Genomic DNA, 18,211 nt, shown 5'->3' with positions numbered 1-18,211 from the left:
CTACTCCGAGTCCTCCACCACCGCCGCCTCGACCAGCAAAGACATGCCGTGGTGACGCGGCATTTCGAGCGCGAAGCTGTGCAGGTCGTCGACCGTTCCCACGGTCTTGCCGGTGAACATGTCCATGACGTGGCTGCCGGGCGGAAGGTGTTCGGACCGCACGGTGCCCGCGATGTCCTCGTTGGCGAAGTTGAGGATCGTCAGCTGATGCTGGCTGGGGTCCTCGAGCTGGTGGACGAGCACCAGCATCCCCTTTTGCGACACCTCGGGGATGTCGACCTGCACGCTGGTCGCGATGCCGTAGTGCGAACGCACCCGCAGAATCGCTTGCAGCTGGCGTAGGAAGCTCGTTTCGTCGGCAAGCTGTTCGGGGATCGACCCGTACAGGCTTCGGCCGCGAGGCATCCCCGCCATCGACCGGGTCGCCCGCTCGTTGACACCCATCAGGTCGTGCCCGGCCCGGTGGATCCACCGGGTGTCGCCGCCGCGCATCAACTCGGCGACCTCGTTCGACGGCAACGTCAACATGCCGCACATGTCCCACCCGGACAGCGCGAACACTCCCGGCTGCAGGGCGTTGAACATGGCAAGCAGCAGATGGGCGCGTCGGATCGGGTCGACGTCGACGATGTCGTCGAGATCGGTGACACCCAACGCCGCGGCGACGACGGTCGCGGTCGTCGAGGCGATGCCGTTGGTGGTGAAGACCCGGTTGTACGGGGCCTTCTCGCCGGTGAGCGCGGTGAGGAGGTCTTGGCGGACCGATTCGCCGAGCTCCTCGCCGGTGACCTCTTCGCCCTTGTAGGTGTAGACGTCGTCGCGGTGCCCGGTGGACCAGTGGACCAGCTCGTAGGTCAGCTCGTCGTGGTTCTGCAGCGCGTGGATCAACGACGCCGGGTCGACGCCGAGTTCGATCGACGTCCGCAGCGTCAACCGCAGGAACTCGGTGTCACCTGTCGCCAGGGCGTGATGGTAGGCGGGGCGGTTGATGAAGTCGTAGGACAGGTCGGCCCCGGCCTCGCCGACCTCGCGGATGTCGTCGATCGTCAGGTTCAGCTCCTGGAAGGTGAACCCACCCACCTTGCGCACCATGCTGGCGATCAGGTGGTTGGCCGCCTCCGACAGCGGGTGCCCCTCCGACCAGGCCGGGCTGCCCTCGGCGGCGCTCTTCTCCACTCCGAGGAACCCGTTGGCGTCCAGTCGCAGCGCACCCGTGCCAAGGTCGGTCAGCGAGTGCAGGGCGTCGCCCATCACCATCCGCATGCCCGCGAACGTCGGGTCGAGCCAGTTGATCGACGGCTGCCCGTCCTTGAAGTAGTGCAGGTACACCCAGCGACGTTCGACCCCGTCGACGCCGACGACGGGGCGCGTGACGCTCCAGTTCGTCTCCTTGACGCCCTCGGCGAAGAAGATCACCCGTTGCAGGCGGCCAATAATGTACCCGGCCTTGTCGAGCCATTCCTCCGTCGCGGCGTCGATGTTCACCGAATCGGCACCCTCGGGGGCTTCGGGCAGCTCGTGCCAGTCCCTCGGGTCGATCTCCACCATGTGGTAGATCCCCGGATAGTCGGCATAGTGCATCTCGGCCAGCCGGAAGTCGGCACCCTTGCCGGTGTGACCGGGCACGACGTCGTCGATGATGGTGCCGCCGTACCAGTTGGCGGTCGCGCACATCTTCCGGAACTCGTCCTCGGTCCCGAACGCGGGATCGATCTGGGTGCTGATGCGGTCGAAGTGGCCGTCGACGCTGGGGGTGTACTCCCACCCCGAGATGCCGCCCGCGCGCTTCACCGGGCCCGTGTGCACGCCGTCGATGCCGATCTCGGCGAACGCCTTCCACATCTCCTCGTCGGCCATCGCCGTCAAGAACGACTCGTCGGGCCGGGTTATCAGCGACAGCGGATACGCGGTGAACCACACCGACGCCGCGGTGACGGCGCTACGCGGGTTGGGGTTGGCGAAGGGGTTCTGCCACATCGAGCCCTGGCCACTGAATTGCTGGCTGATCTCGTTGGCGTCGGACAGCATCGACTCGGACAGCAACCACTTCACGTAGGCCGGGTTGTCCGCCGTCGCCTCCCCGTCCCGCGCAACAGAATGCCGCGCGAAGGGGGCCTTGACGCGCGGCCGGAAGCGCAGCGTGCGTGGCCGCGCAGGGTGCAAGTGTTCGTCGTACGTGATCTCGGTTGGCTCGCGCGTCGGATCCTCACTTGCTGTGTCCGTCATCTACATCCTCACCACTCGTTGTCTGCCTGGACCCGTGACGCACAACCGTGGCCCGCCTGCCGCCGTATAGCCGTTGGTCGAATCTTGAAACTTGGGCTCCACCAATCTAGGCGGCACAGCTGACTGCGGCGCCACGGCCGACCAACCGTGCAACGATCGCCCGGTGAAGGAGTTCCTCGAGTTCCTCGGAGAGCAGTCACCGTATGACCGCCTCGACGACGACGATCTGCACCGGCTCGCCAGTGCCGTCGACGTCGAGTACTTCACCGCGGGCACCGTGATCGTCGAAGCCGACGCGGCGCCCCTTGATTGCCTGTACGTCATCAGGGTCGGCGCCGTCGAGATCGTCGACCGCGGCCGCAGCACCGACGTGCTCGGCGCCGGTGAGACCTTCGGCCACATCTCGGTGCTCTCGGGCCTTCCGCCACCACTGCAGGTCCGTGCCGTCGAGGACACCCTCTGCTACCGACTCCCCGACCCCCGAACGCTGCTCGCCCACCCCGACCGTCTGCGGTTCGCGCACTACGGCGGGCTGGTAGCCAGGGAGCGGCTGTTCAGCTCCGGTGAGTCGTTCGCCCGGTTGGAGCGCCCCATCGGCGACGTCGCCCATCCGATCACGTGGTGCGACGCCGACGACACCATCCGCACCGTCGCCGAACTGATGACCGCCGCGGGCCGGTCGTGTGCGCTGTTCCGGCGGGGCGGACAGATCGGCATCGTCACCGACGACGACTTCCGCCGCCGGGTCGCCACCGGTGAGGTCGGCGTGGACGCCCCCATCTCGGCCATCGCGAGTCTTCCGGCGATCGCCATGAGCGTCGACCGGACGGTGAGCACCGCGTATCTGTTCATGGTCGAGCACGACATCCACCACCTCGTCGTCGTCGACGCCGTCGGCACCGCAATCGGCGTCGTCCGGGTGGTCGACATGGCGGCCGCTGAAGTGCGCAACCCGTTGGTGATCCGCTCCGCCGTTGCGGCGGCGACCACGATGGACGACCTCGTCGACGCGTGCCGACTGCTGACGCCGACGACGGTCGAACTGTGGGATGCCGGCCTGCCCGTCGAACACCTCGGCGCCTTGCTGTCGGCGATGATCGAGTCGATCTTCCGCAAGGTAGTCGAATTGCACACCACCACATCGCCTTTGGCGGACCTGGACTGCTCGTGGATGCTCATGGGCTCGTTGGGTCGACGCGAGCCGTTGCCCAACTCCGACGTCGACACCGCGCTGGCGTGGGCGGTCCGCGAGGCCGGCGACCCCGTGCCGACGCGCGAGGAGGTCGCCGCCGCCACCGTGCCGCTTGTCGACGCGCTCGGCCGGTGCGGTCTCGCGCCGTGCCCGCAGGGCCTGAATGCGTCGACGCCGCTGTTCAACAGGTCGCAGCGGCAGTGGCGTGAGATCGCCGACCTGTGGCGCGCCAACCCCGACAACGTCGACTACCTGTTGATGGCCTCGACGGTCCTCGACGCCCGCCCCATCACCCGGCCGGTGCTCATCCGGCCGCTGCGCACGGCACTGGTGGGCGGCGTCGGCCGGGACGCCTTCACTCGGTCGTTGAGTCGGTTCTCCATGCGCGACCGCCCACCAAGCGGATTCGTCAGGGGGTTCGTCGTCGAGCACTTCGGCGAGCAGAAGAACCACCTGAATCTGAAGAAGGCCGGCCTGCGACCGGTGGCGTCGCTTGCCCGTGCGCTGTCCCAACGCACCGGTGACCCAACGGGTTCCACGCCGCAACGGCTGGAGCGGGCCCATCGCAGTGGACTCCTGACCGCCGACGAGGCCGACGCGCTGTCGGGTGCGTTCAGCCTCTTCTACCACCTGGTGTTCGACAGTCAGGTCGCCGCGATCAAGGCGGGCCGGCCGGTGGCGTCCGCCATCGACCCCGCGACGCTCGACCCCCTGGAGCGACGCCACCTCCGCGCCGCGTTCCGGACGATCAACGGCATCCAGGACCGGCTGAGCCGCAAGTGGTTTGGGTACGAGGGGCTGTGACGCCACGGTGATCGACTGGACCCGTCGGTTCCGCGCGCGCCGCCCGCGACGTTCGATGCCCGCCGACGTCGACTGGCGCACGGACACGTTCGTCGTGATCGACCTGGAGACGACCGGCCTGGATCCCCGCCACGACCACATCGTCTCCTACGGAGCGGTGCCCGTCCGGGGCGGCCGGGTCAGGACGTCGGAGTCGGTGTACGGACTGGTGAACGTGCCGCACGACGTGCCGGGGACGTCGGTGAAGTTCCACGGAATTCGGACTCAGGACCTCGAGGGCGCGCCTCCCCTGCACGACTGCGTGGCCACCCTCGACGAACTGATCGGCGACCATCCGGTGGTGGCGCACTGCGCCTGGGTGGAGCGCTCATTCCTGCGCAAGGCATTCCGGCATTCCTACCTGCCGTTCACCAGCTCGATCGTCGACACCGCGGTGCTGGCCCAGCACGTCCTGGACGTCGAACTCGAACGCGGACAGTCGATTTCGTTGGAGTACGCCACCACCGCCCTCGGGCTTCCCGTCCATTCACCTCATCACGCACTTGGCGACGCCGTCACCACGGCGAGCCTGTTCATCGCGTTGGCCAGCCGGCTGGAGCGCGGCCACACCCTCACCACCGCGACCCTGCTCGAGATGTCCGCGGCCCCAAGCTAGTCAGGCTGCGCCCTCCAAGGCGAGCAGGGTGCGCTTGGCGTCGGTTCCCCCGAGGTAGCCGCCCATGGCACCGTCGCTGCGCACGACGCGGTGACACGGCACGACGACGGGCAACGGATTCGTCGCACACGCACTGCCCACCGCGCGGACCGCCTTGGGGTTGCCCGCCAGCTGGGCCACGGCGGCATAGCTGGCGGTGTGTCCGTACGCGATCTCCGGAAGGTGGTGCAGGACGGTGCTGCGGAACCCCGCCGACAAGCGCCAGTCCAACGGCACGTCGAAGTTCGTCCTGACACCGGCGAAGTATTCGTCGAGCTGCCGTGCGACGGCGTCGAGCCGACGGGGCGTGCGCAGGATGCGCGGACTCACCCGGTCGGCAAGGCCCTGGAGCACGGCGTCGTGGTCCTCGACGGCGAAGGCGACCCGGACGAGACCGAGTTCGGTCGCCGCGACCAGCAGCGCTCCGACGGGGCCGTCGACGATTCGGTAGGCGACGTCGAGCACCCCGTCGCGTTCCGCAGCGGCGGCGAGTCGAGCGTGCAGGGCAGACATGTCAGTCATCGTGATGCTCCCTCAGTGGATACGTTCGTCTGAGCGCGGCGATGCCGTCGGCGGCGGCTCGTCGGGCGGCATCGGTGCTGCCGCCGAGAATGGCGGCCACCTCCGCGTAGGGCAGGCCCGCCAGGTGGTGATAGGCCACGGCGTGTCGCTGCTTGTCGGGTAGGCGGGCCAGGGCGGCGGCGAGGTCGTCGTCGCGATCTGGCTCCGGCGGGCGGGCCTGGTCGGGCAGTTGGTCGGTCGGGATGGCGCGGCGCGCCCTGGAACGGACGGCGTCGACGGCCTTGCGGTGGGCGATCGTCACCAGCCAGGCCTCCACGTTGGCGTCGACTGGCAGGTCGGGGTAGGCCTTCAGCGCCGAAAGGAACGTCTCCGACCACGCGTCGTCGGCGTCGGCGAATCCCACGACCGCGCGACACACGCGAAGCACCGTCGGCCCGTGTTCGACCACGATCGCCTCGAAGGCCCTCTTGCCCGTCACGCGTCCCATGGTGACGGGCTCTGATCTGCGGTTGGCATGGTCCCCTCCTTGGTGATCGGTCTCAGAGGGAAGACGTTCGCGACCGCGGGAACGTGAGGTCGGCACGGGTGGAGACGTCAGCCGGACAGACACCACCGTCCGTTTCGCCGCGGCGTGCAACGATCCGTTCGATCGGACCGTACTGTGTCCTCGAACTGAACTCGACGAGCAGGGCGCCTGCCTGAGCCCGCACCGAGAATCAGCTGATGTGTGCATGTGCGTCGAGGTGAAATCGAAGGTGTGCGTTTGATCCCGTCGGGAGACGGGAACAAGCTGCGCACCGTCCACGTTGTCGTGACGCCGGCACTGGACTCGAAAGGACAAAAATGGCCACTGATTACGACGCACCCCGCCAGAAGGAAACCGATGACGTCGCAGACGAATCGCTCGAGCAGCTGGCCGGACGTCGCAATGACGCCGCGACCGCCGTGCTCGACGTCGACGACGGCGAAGAACTAGAGGACTTCGAACTTCCTGGCGCCGATCTCTCGGGTGAGGAGTTCACCGTTCGGGTCGTGCCCAAGCAGCGCGACGAGTTCACCTGCTCCAGTTGCTTCCTGGTTCAGCACAGTCACCGCCTTGCCCGCCAGGTCGGCGACAACATGATCTGCGCCGACTGCGCCTGAGCTACCTTCGCTAGACGCCGCGCTCGACGGGGAGCAGTCCCCGGTCGACCGCGGCGACCAGCGTGGCGTGGTCCGCTTCGGTCTGATCCGCGTAGTGCCTCGCGAACGTGCACAGCGCCTCGTCCACCCGGCTGGACTTTCCCATGTACCCGGCAATCATCGATGCACCGCTGGTCCGCGCGTGTCCCTTGGCCAGCAGTTGGCCAACCACTCCCGCGTAGTCGGTGAGGGCGGACGCGTCCATCGAGTCCAGCGGGATCCTTCCCTTCATGTTCCTGAACTGCCTGACGTAGTACTGCAGTCCGTCCATCGTCGTCCAGCCCAGCAACGGGTCGCTGACCGTCTGCAGCGACTGTTGGTACTCCACGACTCGCTGGCCCTGATGCGCGTGCCAGGCGGAGTCGCCGTGCACGTACCGCGCGAGAACCGACCGGCGAGCCTGCTTGAGCTGTAGGAAGACCACGTCCTCGGCCGAGGAACCCTCCAGAAGGGCCACGTAGGCGCGCAGCCCCACGCTGCCCACCCCGACGACCTTGTGCGCGACGTCGACCAGCGTGTATCCACCCAGGACGCGCCTCCAATACGACGGCAGCGTCTCCAGGTACCGGTCGAGCGCCTCGGCCAGCATTTCGGCCTCCAGTGGTTCTGGCCGCGTGATGAGGGGCGGTTCCTCAACGATCCGGCGCTTGCCTTCGACCTGGTGGGTGAAGCGCGGCAGGGCGCGGTCCCCGGTGCGGTGGCGCGCCCGCTCGGCCGCCCGGGCCACCTGCGCCTGCAGTGGTCCCGCCGTCTGCGCCGCGAGCCGGTCGACGTCGAGCCGCTCGAAGGACCGCGTGAACAGGGGCAGGTCGGCGAGCCGGCGCAATTCCTGGCGATAGGACGCCACGCAGGATCGGACGGAGGCACCGCAGTGCTCCTCGGAGGTGCCGTTGTGCCGACCGGCGACCCAGATGCTGGCCACCAACCGACGCAGATCCCACTCCCACCCGCCGGGGTGGGCTTCGTCGAAGTCGTTGAGGTCGATCACCAAGTCCCGCTCCGGGGAGGCATAGAAGCCGAAGTTGCCGAGGTGAGAGTCGCCACAGACGACGGGCATGATGCCGGTCGACGGCAGCCGCGCGACGTCCTCCGCCATCACCACCGCCGTGCCGCGCAGGAAGCCGTAGGGCGACTCGACCATGCGGCCCACCCGTACCGGAATCAGGCGGTCGACCCTGCCGCGGTGGCTGGCGTTGATCAGGTCGACGGGGTCTGGTCTGCTTGGCGGCACCGACCAGTCGGCCAACGAACTGCGCGGCACGGACTTTCGAAGGCTCTTGCCGAGGGCGTAGCGCTCGGCTCTGGTCACCGACTGCTGACGCAGCGATCGATACATGGCACCGTCGGCTTGCGCCAGGACGGTGTGCCCACTGGTCGTTCCCCCGCCGTCCATTGGTAGTGATCGTACGACCGGTGGGCACTGCGGGTGGCGAGATGCCCCGTACGCTCAGCACGGCTATGGACGACTCAGTGGACCACCAGGTAGTGGCACTCCCGTGCGGACGTTTTCGGGTTGTCCGCGACAACAGGACGATTCGTGCCCGCGGGCTGCGCTACGCCACGGCGGACCGCTTCGAGCCGTGCGTGCCGACGCCCGTATCCGACGAGGTCGTCGACGCCACCACGGCAGGACCGGCCTGCCCGCAGCTGCCGTCGCGCCTCGAATTCGTCGTCGGACCACCGGCGACCGTGCTGGCACAGGACGAGGACTGCCTGGTGCTGGACGTCGTCGCTCCGCTGCCCGACGGCACCGCCAAGCCGGTAATGGTGTTCTTCCACGGCGGCGCCTACGTCACCGGCAACGGCCAAGCGCCCTTCCACGACATGACGGCCATGGTCGACGAGGGCGACGTCGTCACCGTCACGGTGAACTACCGGCTCGGCATCTTCGGATACCTCTCGGTCGACGGCGTCGCACCGGCGAACCTCGGCCTGCTCGACCAGATCGCCGCGCTGCGATGGGTCAAGACGAACATCGGTGGTTTCGGTGGCGATCCGGACGACGTCACGATCTTCGGGCAGTCCGCCGGCGCCGACTCGGTCTCCTGGCTGATGGTCGCCGACGGCGTCGAGGACCTGTTCCGTCGGGCCATCCTGCAGAGCGCACCGCTGGGCGTTCAGCGCGGGCGGGCGGCGATGAGCCGAGCCATGGGCGATGCCGCGCGCGGCGCACTCGGGCCCCGACCGCATGCACTGAGCACCCAGGACCTGCTGGTCGCCCAGACCACCGTCGCCGCGGCGGCTGCCGCCTTCGGGACCCGTGCGCAAATGCCGTTCGGTCCACAGACGGGGCATTACCCCTTGCCCCCCGAAGACGAGGTGGACGCCCGGCGCCGCGAGGTGGCCAAGCGAATCCCCGTGATGATCGGCACGACCGCCGACGACGCCCGACCCTTCACGATGTTCAACCCGCGGTTGAAGCCCCTCCTCGGCGTGCCACTGGTCGGCTCGACTGCGCTGCGAGTACTCGGAGGCATCGCCACCGACCGTAACTTCACCGGTCCGGCTGCGGCATTCGCCAAGCAGCACCGGCTCGACGGTGGTCACGCCACGACCTACGTGTTCGATTGGCAACCGAAGGCCAGCCCCCTCGGAGCGTGCCACTGCATCGAACTTCCCTTTCTGATGGGCACATTCGACGCCTGGTCCCGCGCACCCATGCTCGGCGCGGATCCCCGGCAGGCGCTCGCCGAGCTGGGACCACGGATGCGCCGGCTCTGGTCCGATTTCGCCAAGGGTGCTCGCGACGATCTCGACGAACACCTGGTGCTACCGAGGATGGCGGACGACTAGGCCGTAGGCGCGCGTCGCTGCCCGCCGTGGCGGTGATCCGTGGCGTAGGCCTGGATGACTGCGTCGACGTTCCCGTCGAGTTTGAGAAAGTTCTGATTGAGCAGAACGGCAAGGCTTTCCACGGCGGCCGCGATGAGAGCAGCGGCGAGGCGGGTCTGAGGACGGGTGCTGCCAGCGCCATCGTCGGCGAGCCGCGCCGCGTACTCGAGTGAGGCGGCCAACGAGGCGTCGGCCTCGACGTCGCGGAAGTAGTAGGTCGCTCCGTACTGAGTGAAGTCGTTTCGCGCCTCGACGATGGCGGCGGCCAACCCAGTGAGGACACCGGTGGGGATGCCGTCGACGTCGAGGTCGGGATTTGCTCTGCGAGCCTCTCGCAACGTCGAGAGCTGCAGCGCCAGAACGCGTCTGCGGTGCAGGGCCGGATCGATCTGGAGCACCCATGACACGGCTGCGGTCAGGAGCATGAATCCGAACAGCGCCTCCATCGGGACCATCACGCGAAGGAACGGCGAGGTAGGCACGATATCGCCCATCCCGAGGGTCCCAATGGTCACCAGTGAGACGTACAGCGCATCCAAGGCGGAATGACGATCGGCGGGGTTCAGTTCGGTGCCGTAGGCGAAGCCGCCCGCCATCTGCGGAAAGTACAGCATCGCCCAACCGAGCACTGCCATGGCACCCCAGGTGACGACGACCAGGGCAATGCCGAGAGGGCCTGTCAGCGAAGCGATCCGACGATCATGTCGAAACAGTCGCAACAGCCACCAGACGAGCTTCATGACGTGGGGCGAGACGCTGCCGCGGCCGACTGGGTGAAACAGCGTGTGAAACACGTCGTGCACCACCACGGCCACCAACAAGGCTCCGACCACTGCAATCAAGGCATCCGTCGCGCACCTCCTCGCTAGGTCGGTTTCGCGATCGCTTCCGATCACACAGACCATGGAGAGCAGGCCATGGAGAGAAGACTATCGATTGTGGTCGTCGCTGCGCGCGAGCCAAAAGGCATTTCATGACAGGGCCTTAGGCCACTTCTGCTCGGCTAGGCCGGAAGTACGCCGTCCCACTTCGACTCCTGGCTCGGCAACCGCAACAGCAGCCGGGCACCGCCGAGCGGGCTCACGTCGAGTTCGGCTGAGCCACCGTGCAATTCGGCCTGCTGGGCGACGAGCGCCAGACCCAGTCCCGAGCCCGACCGCGACGCGGTGGTCCCACGGGCGAAGCGTTCGAACACCGCGGCGCGCTCGTCCTCGGGAACACCGGCGCCGTTGTCGTCGACGGCAATCTCGACTCCGGCGACCGAGCTCACCACGCTGAGCCGAATCTCGGTGGCGTCACCGTGTTTGACGGCGTTGGCGATCGCGTTGTCGATCACCAGGCGTAGCCCGGCGGGCAGTCCCACGATCAACTTGGACGGCGACGGCGCGAGGGTGACGCGAAGGTCGGGGTAGACGCGCTGAGCGTCGTGGGCGGCGCGGTCGAGCATCTCGGTGACGTCGAAGGAGACGAAGTCGGCGGCCGTGGTGAGCTCACCCTGGGCCAGGCGCTCCAGAGCCGTCAGCGTCGCCTCGATCCTGCCCTGCGTGCGCACCACGTCGTTGATGACTTCGTCGCGCTGTTCGGCGGCAAGGTCCAAGGTGGACAGCACCTCCAAGTTGGTGCGCATCGCCGTCAAAGGTGTCCGCAGCTCGTGGGACGCGACGGCAGCGAAGTCACGCGCGGACTCCAGCGCGGCCTTCGTCCGCTGCTGCTCGGTGCCGATGCGGGCGAGCATGCCCTCCACCGCCTCGGCGATCTCGACGGCCTCGCGCACCCCGCGCACTTGGACTTCGTCGGGCATCGATTGAGCGTTGATGGCGCGGGCCTGCTGCGCCAACAACCGGAACGGCACGATCATCAGCAGCGAGATCACCCAGCCGACCAACACGGTTCCGGCGATCACGCCACTGCAGATCAGCAGGACGCGCAAGTGCAGTTCGTCGATCCGGTGCTGGGTTTCGGCAAGTGGCGCACCCAACGCGATCGAGCCAGGACCGGCCGTGAACGTGCGCACCCGGTACTGCATGCCGTCGATCTCGGTGGTGGCGTAACCGTCGGGAAGTTCGGGCAGGACGACGTCGTTCGGCACCGAGACGGTGATGCCGCCGATGCGGGCGGTGCGGACCACGTTGCCGTCGGGCTTTGGCTGACGGCTGTCGGTGTTGGGCGTGTTGCTCAGCAGATTGCTCACGTCACCGAGGCTGCTCACCGAGTCGAGTCGACGGTCGAGCTGGCTGTACTGGTCGTCGGTCACGCCCACCCACACCCAGGTGCCGAGCACGATGACCAGGATGATCACCGACAGGGCCGAGACGGCGACGATCGCACGCAGTGACACCACGCGGATCAGCGGCCCCAGCAGCCGATAGACGCGGTCGTTGAGCTCCACTATCGAAGCCGCAAGACAAGCCCTGCGGTGACCTGCGGGATTGGTCGGGCAGGCAGATCCTCGATCAACACGTGCACCAGGTTACTGACCCGGGTCCGCCGTGATCGTGATGGTGGTCCAGGCGCCGACGTGGATGCGGTCGCCGTCGGCGAGAGAAGTCTCCACACCCTCGGCCAACAGGTCCTCGCTGTCGTTGAGGCTGGTGCCGTTGGTGGAGCCAAGATCGGTGATCGTCGGACCGGTGTCATGGAGCCGCAGCACCGCGTGCTGGGTGGACACGCCGCGGTCGGCGGGCTGCAGGCCGAGGTCGATTTCCGGCGTCACACCCTGATCGCGGTTGTGCCGTCCGATCAACGCGGTGTCGTTCTGCAGGGCGATGCGGCGCTCGGGAAAGAACTGGGGGAAGTCGACTGAGTCCGGGCCGCCGCGGGCCACCACGCGGTCGTAGAACTCCCGGTCGGCCCGCACCACCGCGGTCCACGTCACCGATGCCTGCGCGGGTGTCGCCGGCGCGGGCAGTGCGGAGTCGTGCCCGCACGTCTCGCAGAAGCGTCCGCTGACCGACGCCCCACACGCGGGGCAGCTCTTCGCTCCGGCCGCGGGCGCCGGAGCGGCAGGCGGCCCGATGGGAGCCCCGCACACGTCGCAGTAGTCCTGGGCGGTCGAGGTATGTCCTTCGGCGCAGATCGCCATCAGGCGGGGTTCTCCTTCCGTACGCGGGCGGTCTTCGTCGACCGCGCATCCAGCGCCATCTCGTCGGCCGCAGCCACCTCGCGTTTGAGCCGAGCCGTCCCGGTCCTCGCGTCGACGTCGATGACCTTGCCGAGTTCGGCGACCTTGTCGTCGTTGCCCGATTCCACGGCCAACTCCATGGCGCGTTGCAGTTTGGCCGTCGCCGTCGCCACGTCTCCGTCACGACGCGCCGCGAGACCCTGCTGGACGGCGTCGGCCAACTCCGCCTGGCCGGTGTAGTGCGCCACCCGACGATTGATCCTCGCCGACAACGCGACCTCGGCCGTCCACAGCGCGTTGACGAGACCCTGCCCGAGAACCTGGTCGCCGGCGACGACGGTCATTCTTGCGGCCAACTTCTCCTTGCCTGCCGCGGCGGGTTCGACGGCGACCTGGACGTGGTAGTCCCGATCCTCGGCTCCCCAGGACCCCAGCGGGTACTCGCCGATCTGCCCACTCACCTCAACCCGCCGGTGGGTCAGGTCCTCCACGGTGGGGGCGACCTGCTTGACGAACTCGACGGTGGCGCCCGCGGGCGTCCAGACCCGCAGGGTCAGGTCGGGGATCGACTTGCCCATAGACGTGCGCATCATCGCCGCGAAGTCCTCGGCGAGGTCGTCGGCATCGGCGACGATGTCGACGGTCCCCATCAATGCCGAAGAGATGGAGCGCAATTCGTCGACGCGCCACGCGGTTCCCACTCCGCGGCAGTCGCACGTGAACTTTCCGACGCTGAGCGCGATCTCCTGTTGCAGTTGCTCCGGAGTCTCGTGTTCGTCCTTGCCGTCGGTCAGCAGGATCGCGTGGGTCAGCGCGCCCGGATACCGGCCGACGACGTCACGGACGTACGCCAGCCAGGTGCCCATCGCGGTGCCGCCGTAGGGGAGCAAGCCGTCGACCGCCCGCGCCGCCTCCTTCCTCGTCGACGCACTCGCCCGCGTCGGCGTGCCGTCCGGCGGGTAGATCGCCGCCGCGTCGGCGGTTCCGGCGACGACGATGAAGTACGTTCCGTCGCTGAGCTCGTCGATCGCGGTGAGCGTCGCCCGCTTCGCGCCGTCGAACTTCCCGGCGGGCTTGAGCATCGACGTCGAGCAGTCGACGATGATGGCCTCCACGCGTTCGGCGGGGGCGGCGTCCACCGCGGCGTCGCTTCCCACGGTGATGCTGACGATCGCGTCGACCGTTCCGGACCCCTCTGGCAGGTACGGGTTGTGGTCGACGTCTACGGAAAAGCCCGGGATACCCTCTTGCCCAGCTGAACTCATGTCGTTGCTCCGATCGGAATCACTGCGACGGTGATGTTGTCGTTGCCGCCGGCCTGAATGGCGAAGTCGGTCAGTGCGCGTGCTGCCGCTACGGGGTCGACGCCCGAGCAGAATCGGGCGATGTCGGCGGCGTCGGGCAGGTAGTTCCACAGTCCGTCCGAACACAGCAGCAGCGTTCCTGGGCCCGTGACGGTGAGGGTCTGCACGCTCGAATCCGACCACGGCTGCGCGTCGGAGTCGGCGCCCAGCCATCGGGTGATGGTGTGCGCGCCCCGCTGCACCAGCTCCGAATCGGGCGTGGCACCGGCCGTCATGAGTTCTTGGGCCACCGAGTCGTCGAGCGTCAACTGCCGCGGAACTTCGGGTGGATCCGGCAGCCAGTAGGCTCGACTGTCCCCCACGTTGCCCACCGTGATCTCCACTGCCCCTTGATCTTTCGACACGACGGCCGCACCGGTGTAGGTGCACGACGGCGCATTCTGCGGGTCGAGGCCCGTCACGGCGTCGCGGGCTGCCGTGGTCGCCGCGACGAGACCTGCCAAGACCGCGGCGTGGGTCGTGCCCGCGTCGGCCAACGCGGCGAGCATGCCCTCGACGCCCGACGTGGACGCGGCGGCCGACGCCACCTGCGGCTCACCCGATGTCGAGACGCCGTCGCACACCACGACGGCGAACGCCTCCGACCGGCCAGGAACGCCGGCCACCGTTCCCGCCGCCGCGGCGTCCTCGTTGCGCGAGTGGAGCAGTCCGCGGTCGGTGACGAGCGCCATCACCCCCAGCTGCGCCTCGTCGCGGTCGGGTGCGGCGCGGCCGTGACCGCATCCGGTGCAGTAACCGTCGGAGAACGCGTCGTTGCCACAGTCGGCGCACACTCCCTCGAGCGGGACTGGTCGCGGGACGGCCACGCGGTCGAAGACCGGCCGCGGCACCTCGAACAGTGGCCCACCACAGCCCTCACAGAACCGATCCGACGCCCCGACCGGTGCCGCGCACGCGGAGCACGTCGCCGGCGCCCCGGTCACACCCGCGTCCTCGGTCTGATCGCGTTGGCCTTCTCCACCAACTCGATGCGCTCCCACATCCCCGACGACTCGCGGGCCAGGTCGCGGTAACAGCGCTCCATCCCGGCTCGCAACCCCGGCACGGTGAAGTCCGCCCCGAGCAGCCGCGGGATCGTGGTGCACTGCCCGGCCTCCAGCCACCCGAGTGCGGCGCCGAGCACGCGCAGCCGCAGCAACGCCCGCTTGGCGGTCGATTCGATGGCCAGGGCGCTGGCCCGCCGGTCGACGTCGACCAACGTCTGCTCGTCCAGATTCTGCGCGGTGCGTCCCTCGAGCATGATTTCGATCGCGGCAGCGCCGGCATCGGTGAAATGCGATGAGGCAGCGGGGATCTGGTCGAGGGCCGCGACGGCGCCGACACGGTCGCCGGCCAGCTCGCGTTGCCTGGCCAGACCGAAGGCGGCGCTGACGTAGCCGTGGTCGGTCCGCCACACCATCTCGTAGTACCGCTGGGCGTCCTCGCGGGCGCCGCGCAGCTCGGCGGTGGCGGCGAGCGCCAACTTGGGTGCGAGCTCGCCGGGCAGCGTGGCCAGCACGGTGTCGAAATCTGCTGCGGCCTTGTCGAATTCGCTCTCGAGGAGAGCGCATTGCGCGCTGTACCACGGCAGTCGCCAATCCCCCGGGGCGATCGCCTCGAGCTCGGCGATGCGGGCCCGGGCCTTGTCGGGGGCGCCCAGCTCCAAGGACGCGCGCACCAGGCGTAACGGAATCTCGACCGACGTGCTCTTGCCCTGGTTGGTGCCGCCACGGGCGAGGTCAAGGGCGTACTCGAGTTGGGCGGGTGGGGTTCCGCTGGTGGTCGCCAGCAGCGCGGCACCCGAATCGGTCGGGTCGACGACGGGGACGGGCAACGCGGCGATGACCCTGGCCGGCTTCACCGGCACGTCCCGACCGGCGCCGTACACCTCGCGCTGGGGACTGAAGTAGCTCGACTGCCGCGGTTGCGCAATTCCCGTGTCGGTGGAGGCGATTTCGTGCAGGACGCCGGTGAGCTGGTCGGCCATCTCCTCCATCGAGGAGAACCTGCGCAGCGGGTCGACGTCGGTCGCGCGAAGGATGGCGCGGTACAACGACTCGTACTTCGCCAGTACCGGCACGACGGCAGGCCCCGGCAACTGGTCGACGAAGCGGCCGTGTTCCTGCGGCACGTCCATCACGAGGACGGCGAGGGTGCGCCCGACGGTGTAGACGTCGCTGGCGACGGTGGGGCCGGTCCGGGCGATCTCCGGCGCCTGATAGCCGGCGGTGCCGAAGATCGCGCTCTCCTCGTCGTCCATCGCGATGACGGCACCCAGGTCGATCAACTTGAGCTGTTCGTCGGTTTGCATCACGTTGTCCGGCTTGAAGTCGCAGTAGGCCAGGCCCTGGGCGTGCAGGTAGGCGACGGCGGGTGCGATCTCGACGAGGTAGGCGACGGCCTGGTCTGGCGGCAGTGGGGCGTTGCGGGCCTTGCGGATCTGCTTGAGCGACGTGCCGCCGACGTACTCCATGACGATGTAGCCGACGGGGGCCGTGGCGCCCGCGTCGAGGTGTTCGACGAAGTTGTAGATCCGGACGATGTTCGGATGCTCGACCTCGGACAGCGTGAGCACCTCGGCGGCGGCAGCGGCCATCGCGTCGGCGTCGGTGGAGTTGATCAGACCCTTGAGGACGACCCAGCGGTTGTGCACGTTGCGGTCGACGGCGAGGTAGATCCAGCCGAGACCACCGTGTGCGATGGCACCCTGCACTTCGTACTGGCCGCCGACGACGTCGCCGCGAGACAGCTTGGGCACGAACGAGTATCGGGTGCCGCACTGAGTGCAGAAGCCTTCCACTCGGCCAGGATTTCCGTCGGCGCCGCGGCCGACGGGCTTGCCGCAGTCGGTGTTTCCGCAGAACCGGCTGCCCTCTGGCACCTTGGGGTCGGTCAGGATGGCTGCGGCCGGGTCGCCCTTCGGAATCCTCGGGATGGTCACCACGCCGGCGCCGAGGCGGCCCCGCGTGCTCGACGACCGCGACGATCCGGTCCGCGCCGTGCCCTTCGACCTGGCGGTGGGCCGACTCGCCGCGGTGGCCTTCGACTGCACGGGAGGCGGCGCGGGAGTGGATCCCGGCGCGGGCGGGGCGGTGCCGCAGACGTCGCAGTACCCGTCGACGACGGTGCCGGTGCAGCCAGGTTCGGCGCAGGTCATCTCGGGCTCCCCTGCTTCTCGACGAGCAGCTCCTGATAGTCCGCGACCGCCCTGGTGACCGCGCGCAGATCACACGGCTGCCTGTGCAGCAACCCGGAGGCAATTCGGCTGCACGCCAACAGGTCTCGATCCTCACCGAGGTCGAGCCTGGCGGCCTTCGCCTGGTAGGCCGTGAGCCGCCCCTTCAGTTCCATGCGGCGGTCCAACAACCCCTGGGCCAGCTCCTCCTCCTCGGCGACGACGCGTAACGCCGCAGCGATTCGCCCTCGAAGCGACCGCAGCGCGGCCGGGTCCGGTGAGGTGATCGCACCGAACTCCGCGCGCAAGGCCGGCTCCACGTCGGCGTGCACCGGGAGCGGACCCGAGATCACGTCGCGCTCGGCCTTCGCGCGAACCTCCGCCAGCCGGTCGACCCCCTCTCGCAACGTGTCGATTTGGGCCGCTGTCTCGCCGTGGGCGTGGACCCAATTGGACCGCAGCGCAGCCAGTTCGGCGAGTTCGGATGACCTGCGCTCGACCTCGGCGGCGATCACCCGGATGCGCGCCTCGACGTCCTGGGGGCTCAGCGACAGCGGGTCCGTCGCCGACACCGCCAACAGGTCGGCGACCTCCTTCGGGAACGTCGCACCCGCCTCGTCGAGGCGCTGCTGCAACGGCGCCAGCCGGTCGACGATCAGCGTGTTGACGCCGTCGACGTCGTCGAGGAACTCCACGACCGCGGGGTACGCGTCGCGCAGGTGGGCCGCCATGTCGGCGAGTCCGACGCAGTCGACGGTTTCACCGGGGCCGGTGATCACGCGCTGCGCCAAGGGGATCCGCTCGCGGGAGACCTCCAACGGGCGGTCCCGCAGCCATCTGGTCAACTCGCGGCGCTCGTCATCGTCAAGCTTGGACCGTCGGGCCCGCAGCGCCTTGGCGGACTCCAGAATCGAGGTCATCCGTCCCACGTCCTGCCACAACCCGTCGAGGGACGTCCCCACCTCGGCCCAGCGCCGGGCCGTCTCGCCGGCCGGCGGATAGCGTCGGACGTGCTGAAGCCCTGGGTGGTCGTCGAGCTCGAGCAGCGTCGCCGAGGCCGCGTTCACCTCGTCGGTGCGCGCCAGGAGTTCGCGGTCGATCTCCTCGGTGGTCAGCATCG

The 18,211-nt window shown here is 68.5% G+C and carries 15 protein-coding genes; 4 read left to right on the top strand and 11 right to left on the bottom strand.

Annotated elements, in window-relative coordinates:
• Entirely contained in the window at positions 1-2,226 is a 2,226-nt protein-coding gene (gene treS, locus B1790_RS28125; RefSeq protein WP_079926571.1) for a maltose alpha-D-glucosyltransferase, read from the bottom strand.
• Positions 2,227-2,389: 163 nt separating this feature from the next.
• Here treS and B1790_RS28120 point away from each other — a divergent pair, with 163 nt between their 5' ends.
• Both B1790_RS28120 and B1790_RS28115 read left to right on the top strand, forming a co-directional pair.
• Positions 2,390-4,222: a putative nucleotidyltransferase substrate binding domain-containing protein gene (locus B1790_RS28120; RefSeq protein WP_079926570.1), complete on the top strand. Its 1,833-nt coding sequence runs from the start codon at positions 2,390-2,392 to the stop codon at positions 4,220-4,222.
• A 55-nt stretch (positions 4,223-4,277) separates the two neighbouring features.
• Positions 4,278-4,877: a PolC-type DNA polymerase III gene (locus B1790_RS28115; RefSeq protein WP_079926597.1), complete on the top strand. Its 600-nt coding sequence runs from the start codon at positions 4,278-4,280 to the stop codon at positions 4,875-4,877.
• Here the strand turns inward: B1790_RS28115 and B1790_RS28110 are convergent, their stop codons facing one another.
• Together B1790_RS28110 and B1790_RS28105 are read right to left on the bottom strand one after the other, a co-directional pair.
• Positions 4,878-5,429 (bottom strand): methylated-DNA--[protein]-cysteine S-methyltransferase, encoded by a 552-nt coding sequence (locus B1790_RS28110; protein ID WP_369832447.1) that lies wholly within the window; start codon positions 5,427-5,429, stop codon positions 4,878-4,880.
• A 1-nt stretch (position 5,430) separates the two neighbouring features.
• The gene (locus B1790_RS28105; RefSeq protein WP_079926568.1) at positions 5,431-5,925 is read right to left on the bottom strand and encodes an RNA polymerase sigma factor; all 495 of its coding nucleotides are present in this window, start codon (positions 5,923-5,925) and stop codon (positions 5,431-5,433) included.
• Positions 5,926-6,281: 356 nt separating this feature from the next.
• Here B1790_RS28105 and B1790_RS28100 point away from each other — a divergent pair, with 356 nt between their 5' ends.
• Entirely contained in the window at positions 6,282-6,581 is a 300-nt protein-coding gene (locus B1790_RS28100; RefSeq protein WP_056549430.1) for a DUF4193 domain-containing protein, read from the top strand.
• A 10-nt stretch (positions 6,582-6,591) separates the two neighbouring features.
• Here the strand turns inward: B1790_RS28100 and B1790_RS28095 are convergent, their stop codons facing one another.
• Complete coding sequence (locus tag B1790_RS28095) at positions 6,592-8,013, bottom strand: DUF2252 domain-containing protein (RefSeq protein ID WP_079926567.1); 1,422 nt, start codon at positions 8,011-8,013, stop codon at positions 6,592-6,594.
• A gap of 65 nt (positions 8,014-8,078) precedes the next feature.
• On the opposite strand from B1790_RS28095, the gene B1790_RS28090 reads away from it, so the two are divergent.
• A complete protein-coding gene (locus B1790_RS28090; protein ID WP_079926566.1) occupies positions 8,079-9,413 on the top strand; it encodes a carboxylesterase family protein in 1,335 nt (444 codons plus the stop codon).
• Here B1790_RS28090 and B1790_RS28085 read toward each other — a convergent pair.
• From B1790_RS28085 to B1790_RS28055, 7 genes are all read right to left on the bottom strand, one after another.
• On the bottom strand, positions 9,410-10,285 hold the full coding sequence (locus B1790_RS28085) for a potassium channel family protein (protein ID WP_233165357.1): 876 nt from the start codon (positions 10,283-10,285) through the stop codon (positions 9,410-9,412). The two genes, B1790_RS28090 and B1790_RS28085, sit on opposite strands and share 4 nt — an antisense overlap.
• Positions 10,286-10,455: 170 nt before the next feature.
• On the bottom strand, positions 10,456-11,799 hold the full coding sequence (locus B1790_RS28080) for a cell wall metabolism sensor histidine kinase WalK (RefSeq protein ID WP_079926596.1): 1,344 nt from the start codon (positions 11,797-11,799) through the stop codon (positions 10,456-10,458).
• 123 nt (positions 11,800-11,922) lie between these two features.
• Positions 11,923-12,534 carry an FHA domain-containing protein gene (locus B1790_RS28075; protein ID WP_079926564.1) on the bottom strand — a complete coding sequence of 204 codons (612 nt, stop codon included), beginning with the start codon at positions 12,532-12,534 and terminating at the stop codon, positions 11,923-11,925.
• Complete coding sequence (locus tag B1790_RS28070; RefSeq protein WP_079926563.1) at positions 12,534-13,838, bottom strand: VWA domain-containing protein; 1,305 nt, start codon at positions 13,836-13,838, stop codon at positions 12,534-12,536. Before B1790_RS28070 ends, B1790_RS28075 begins: the two co-directional genes overlap by 1 nt.
• A complete protein-coding gene (locus B1790_RS28065) occupies positions 13,835-14,860 on the bottom strand; it encodes a PP2C family serine/threonine-protein phosphatase (RefSeq protein WP_079926562.1) in 1,026 nt (341 codons plus the stop codon). The genes B1790_RS28070 and B1790_RS28065 overlap by 4 nt, the downstream gene beginning before the upstream one ends.
• Complete coding sequence (locus B1790_RS28060) at positions 14,857-17,073, bottom strand: serine/threonine-protein kinase (RefSeq protein ID WP_079926561.1); 2,217 nt, start codon at positions 17,071-17,073, stop codon at positions 14,857-14,859. The genes B1790_RS28065 and B1790_RS28060 overlap by 4 nt, the downstream gene beginning before the upstream one ends.
• Positions 17,070-18,209 carry a hypothetical protein gene (locus B1790_RS28055; RefSeq protein ID WP_079926560.1) on the bottom strand — a complete coding sequence of 380 codons (1,140 nt, stop codon included), beginning with the start codon at positions 18,207-18,209 and terminating at the stop codon, positions 17,070-17,072. The genes B1790_RS28060 and B1790_RS28055 overlap by 4 nt, the downstream gene beginning before the upstream one ends.
• Positions 18,210-18,211: the final 2 nt, after the last annotated feature.

It is taken from the genome of Mycobacterium sp. AT1, assembly GCF_002043095.1.
GTDB lineage: Bacteria > Actinomycetota > Actinomycetes > Mycobacteriales > Mycobacteriaceae > Mycobacterium.
This window is presented reverse-complemented; position numbering and strand designations above follow the sequence as displayed.

Coding starts and splice junctions, on each gene's coding strand:
- treS (WP_079926571.1), bottom strand. CDS start 2,226: ATGACGGACACAGCAAGTGAGGATCCGACGCGCGAGCCAACCGAGATC.
- B1790_RS28115 (WP_079926597.1), top strand. CDS start 4,278: ATGCCCGCCGACGTCGACTGGCGCACGGACACGTTCGTCGTGATCGAC.
- B1790_RS28110 (WP_369832447.1), bottom strand. CDS start 5,429: ATGTCTGCCCTGCACGCTCGACTCGCCGCCGCTGCGGAACGCGACGGG.
- B1790_RS28105 (WP_079926568.1), bottom strand. CDS start 5,925: ATGGGACGCGTGACGGGCAAGAGGGCCTTCGAGGCGATCGTGGTCGAA.
- B1790_RS28100 (WP_056549430.1), top strand. CDS start 6,282: ATGGCCACTGATTACGACGCACCCCGCCAGAAGGAAACCGATGACGTC.
- B1790_RS28095 (WP_079926567.1), bottom strand. CDS start 8,013: ATGGACGGCGGGGGAACGACCAGTGGGCACACCGTCCTGGCGCAAGCC.
- B1790_RS28090 (WP_079926566.1), top strand. CDS start 8,079: ATGGACGACTCAGTGGACCACCAGGTAGTGGCACTCCCGTGCGGACGT.
- B1790_RS28075 (WP_079926564.1), bottom strand. CDS start 12,534: ATGGCGATCTGCGCCGAAGGACATACCTCGACCGCCCAGGACTACTGC.
- B1790_RS28070 (WP_079926563.1), bottom strand. CDS start 13,838: ATGAGTTCAGCTGGGCAAGAGGGTATCCCGGGCTTTTCCGTAGACGTC.
- B1790_RS28060 (WP_079926561.1), bottom strand. CDS start 17,073: ATGACCTGCGCCGAACCTGGCTGCACCGGCACCGTCGTCGACGGGTAC.
- B1790_RS28055 (WP_079926560.1), bottom strand. CDS start 18,209: ATGCTGACCACCGAGGAGATCGACCGCGAACTCCTGGCGCGCACCGAC.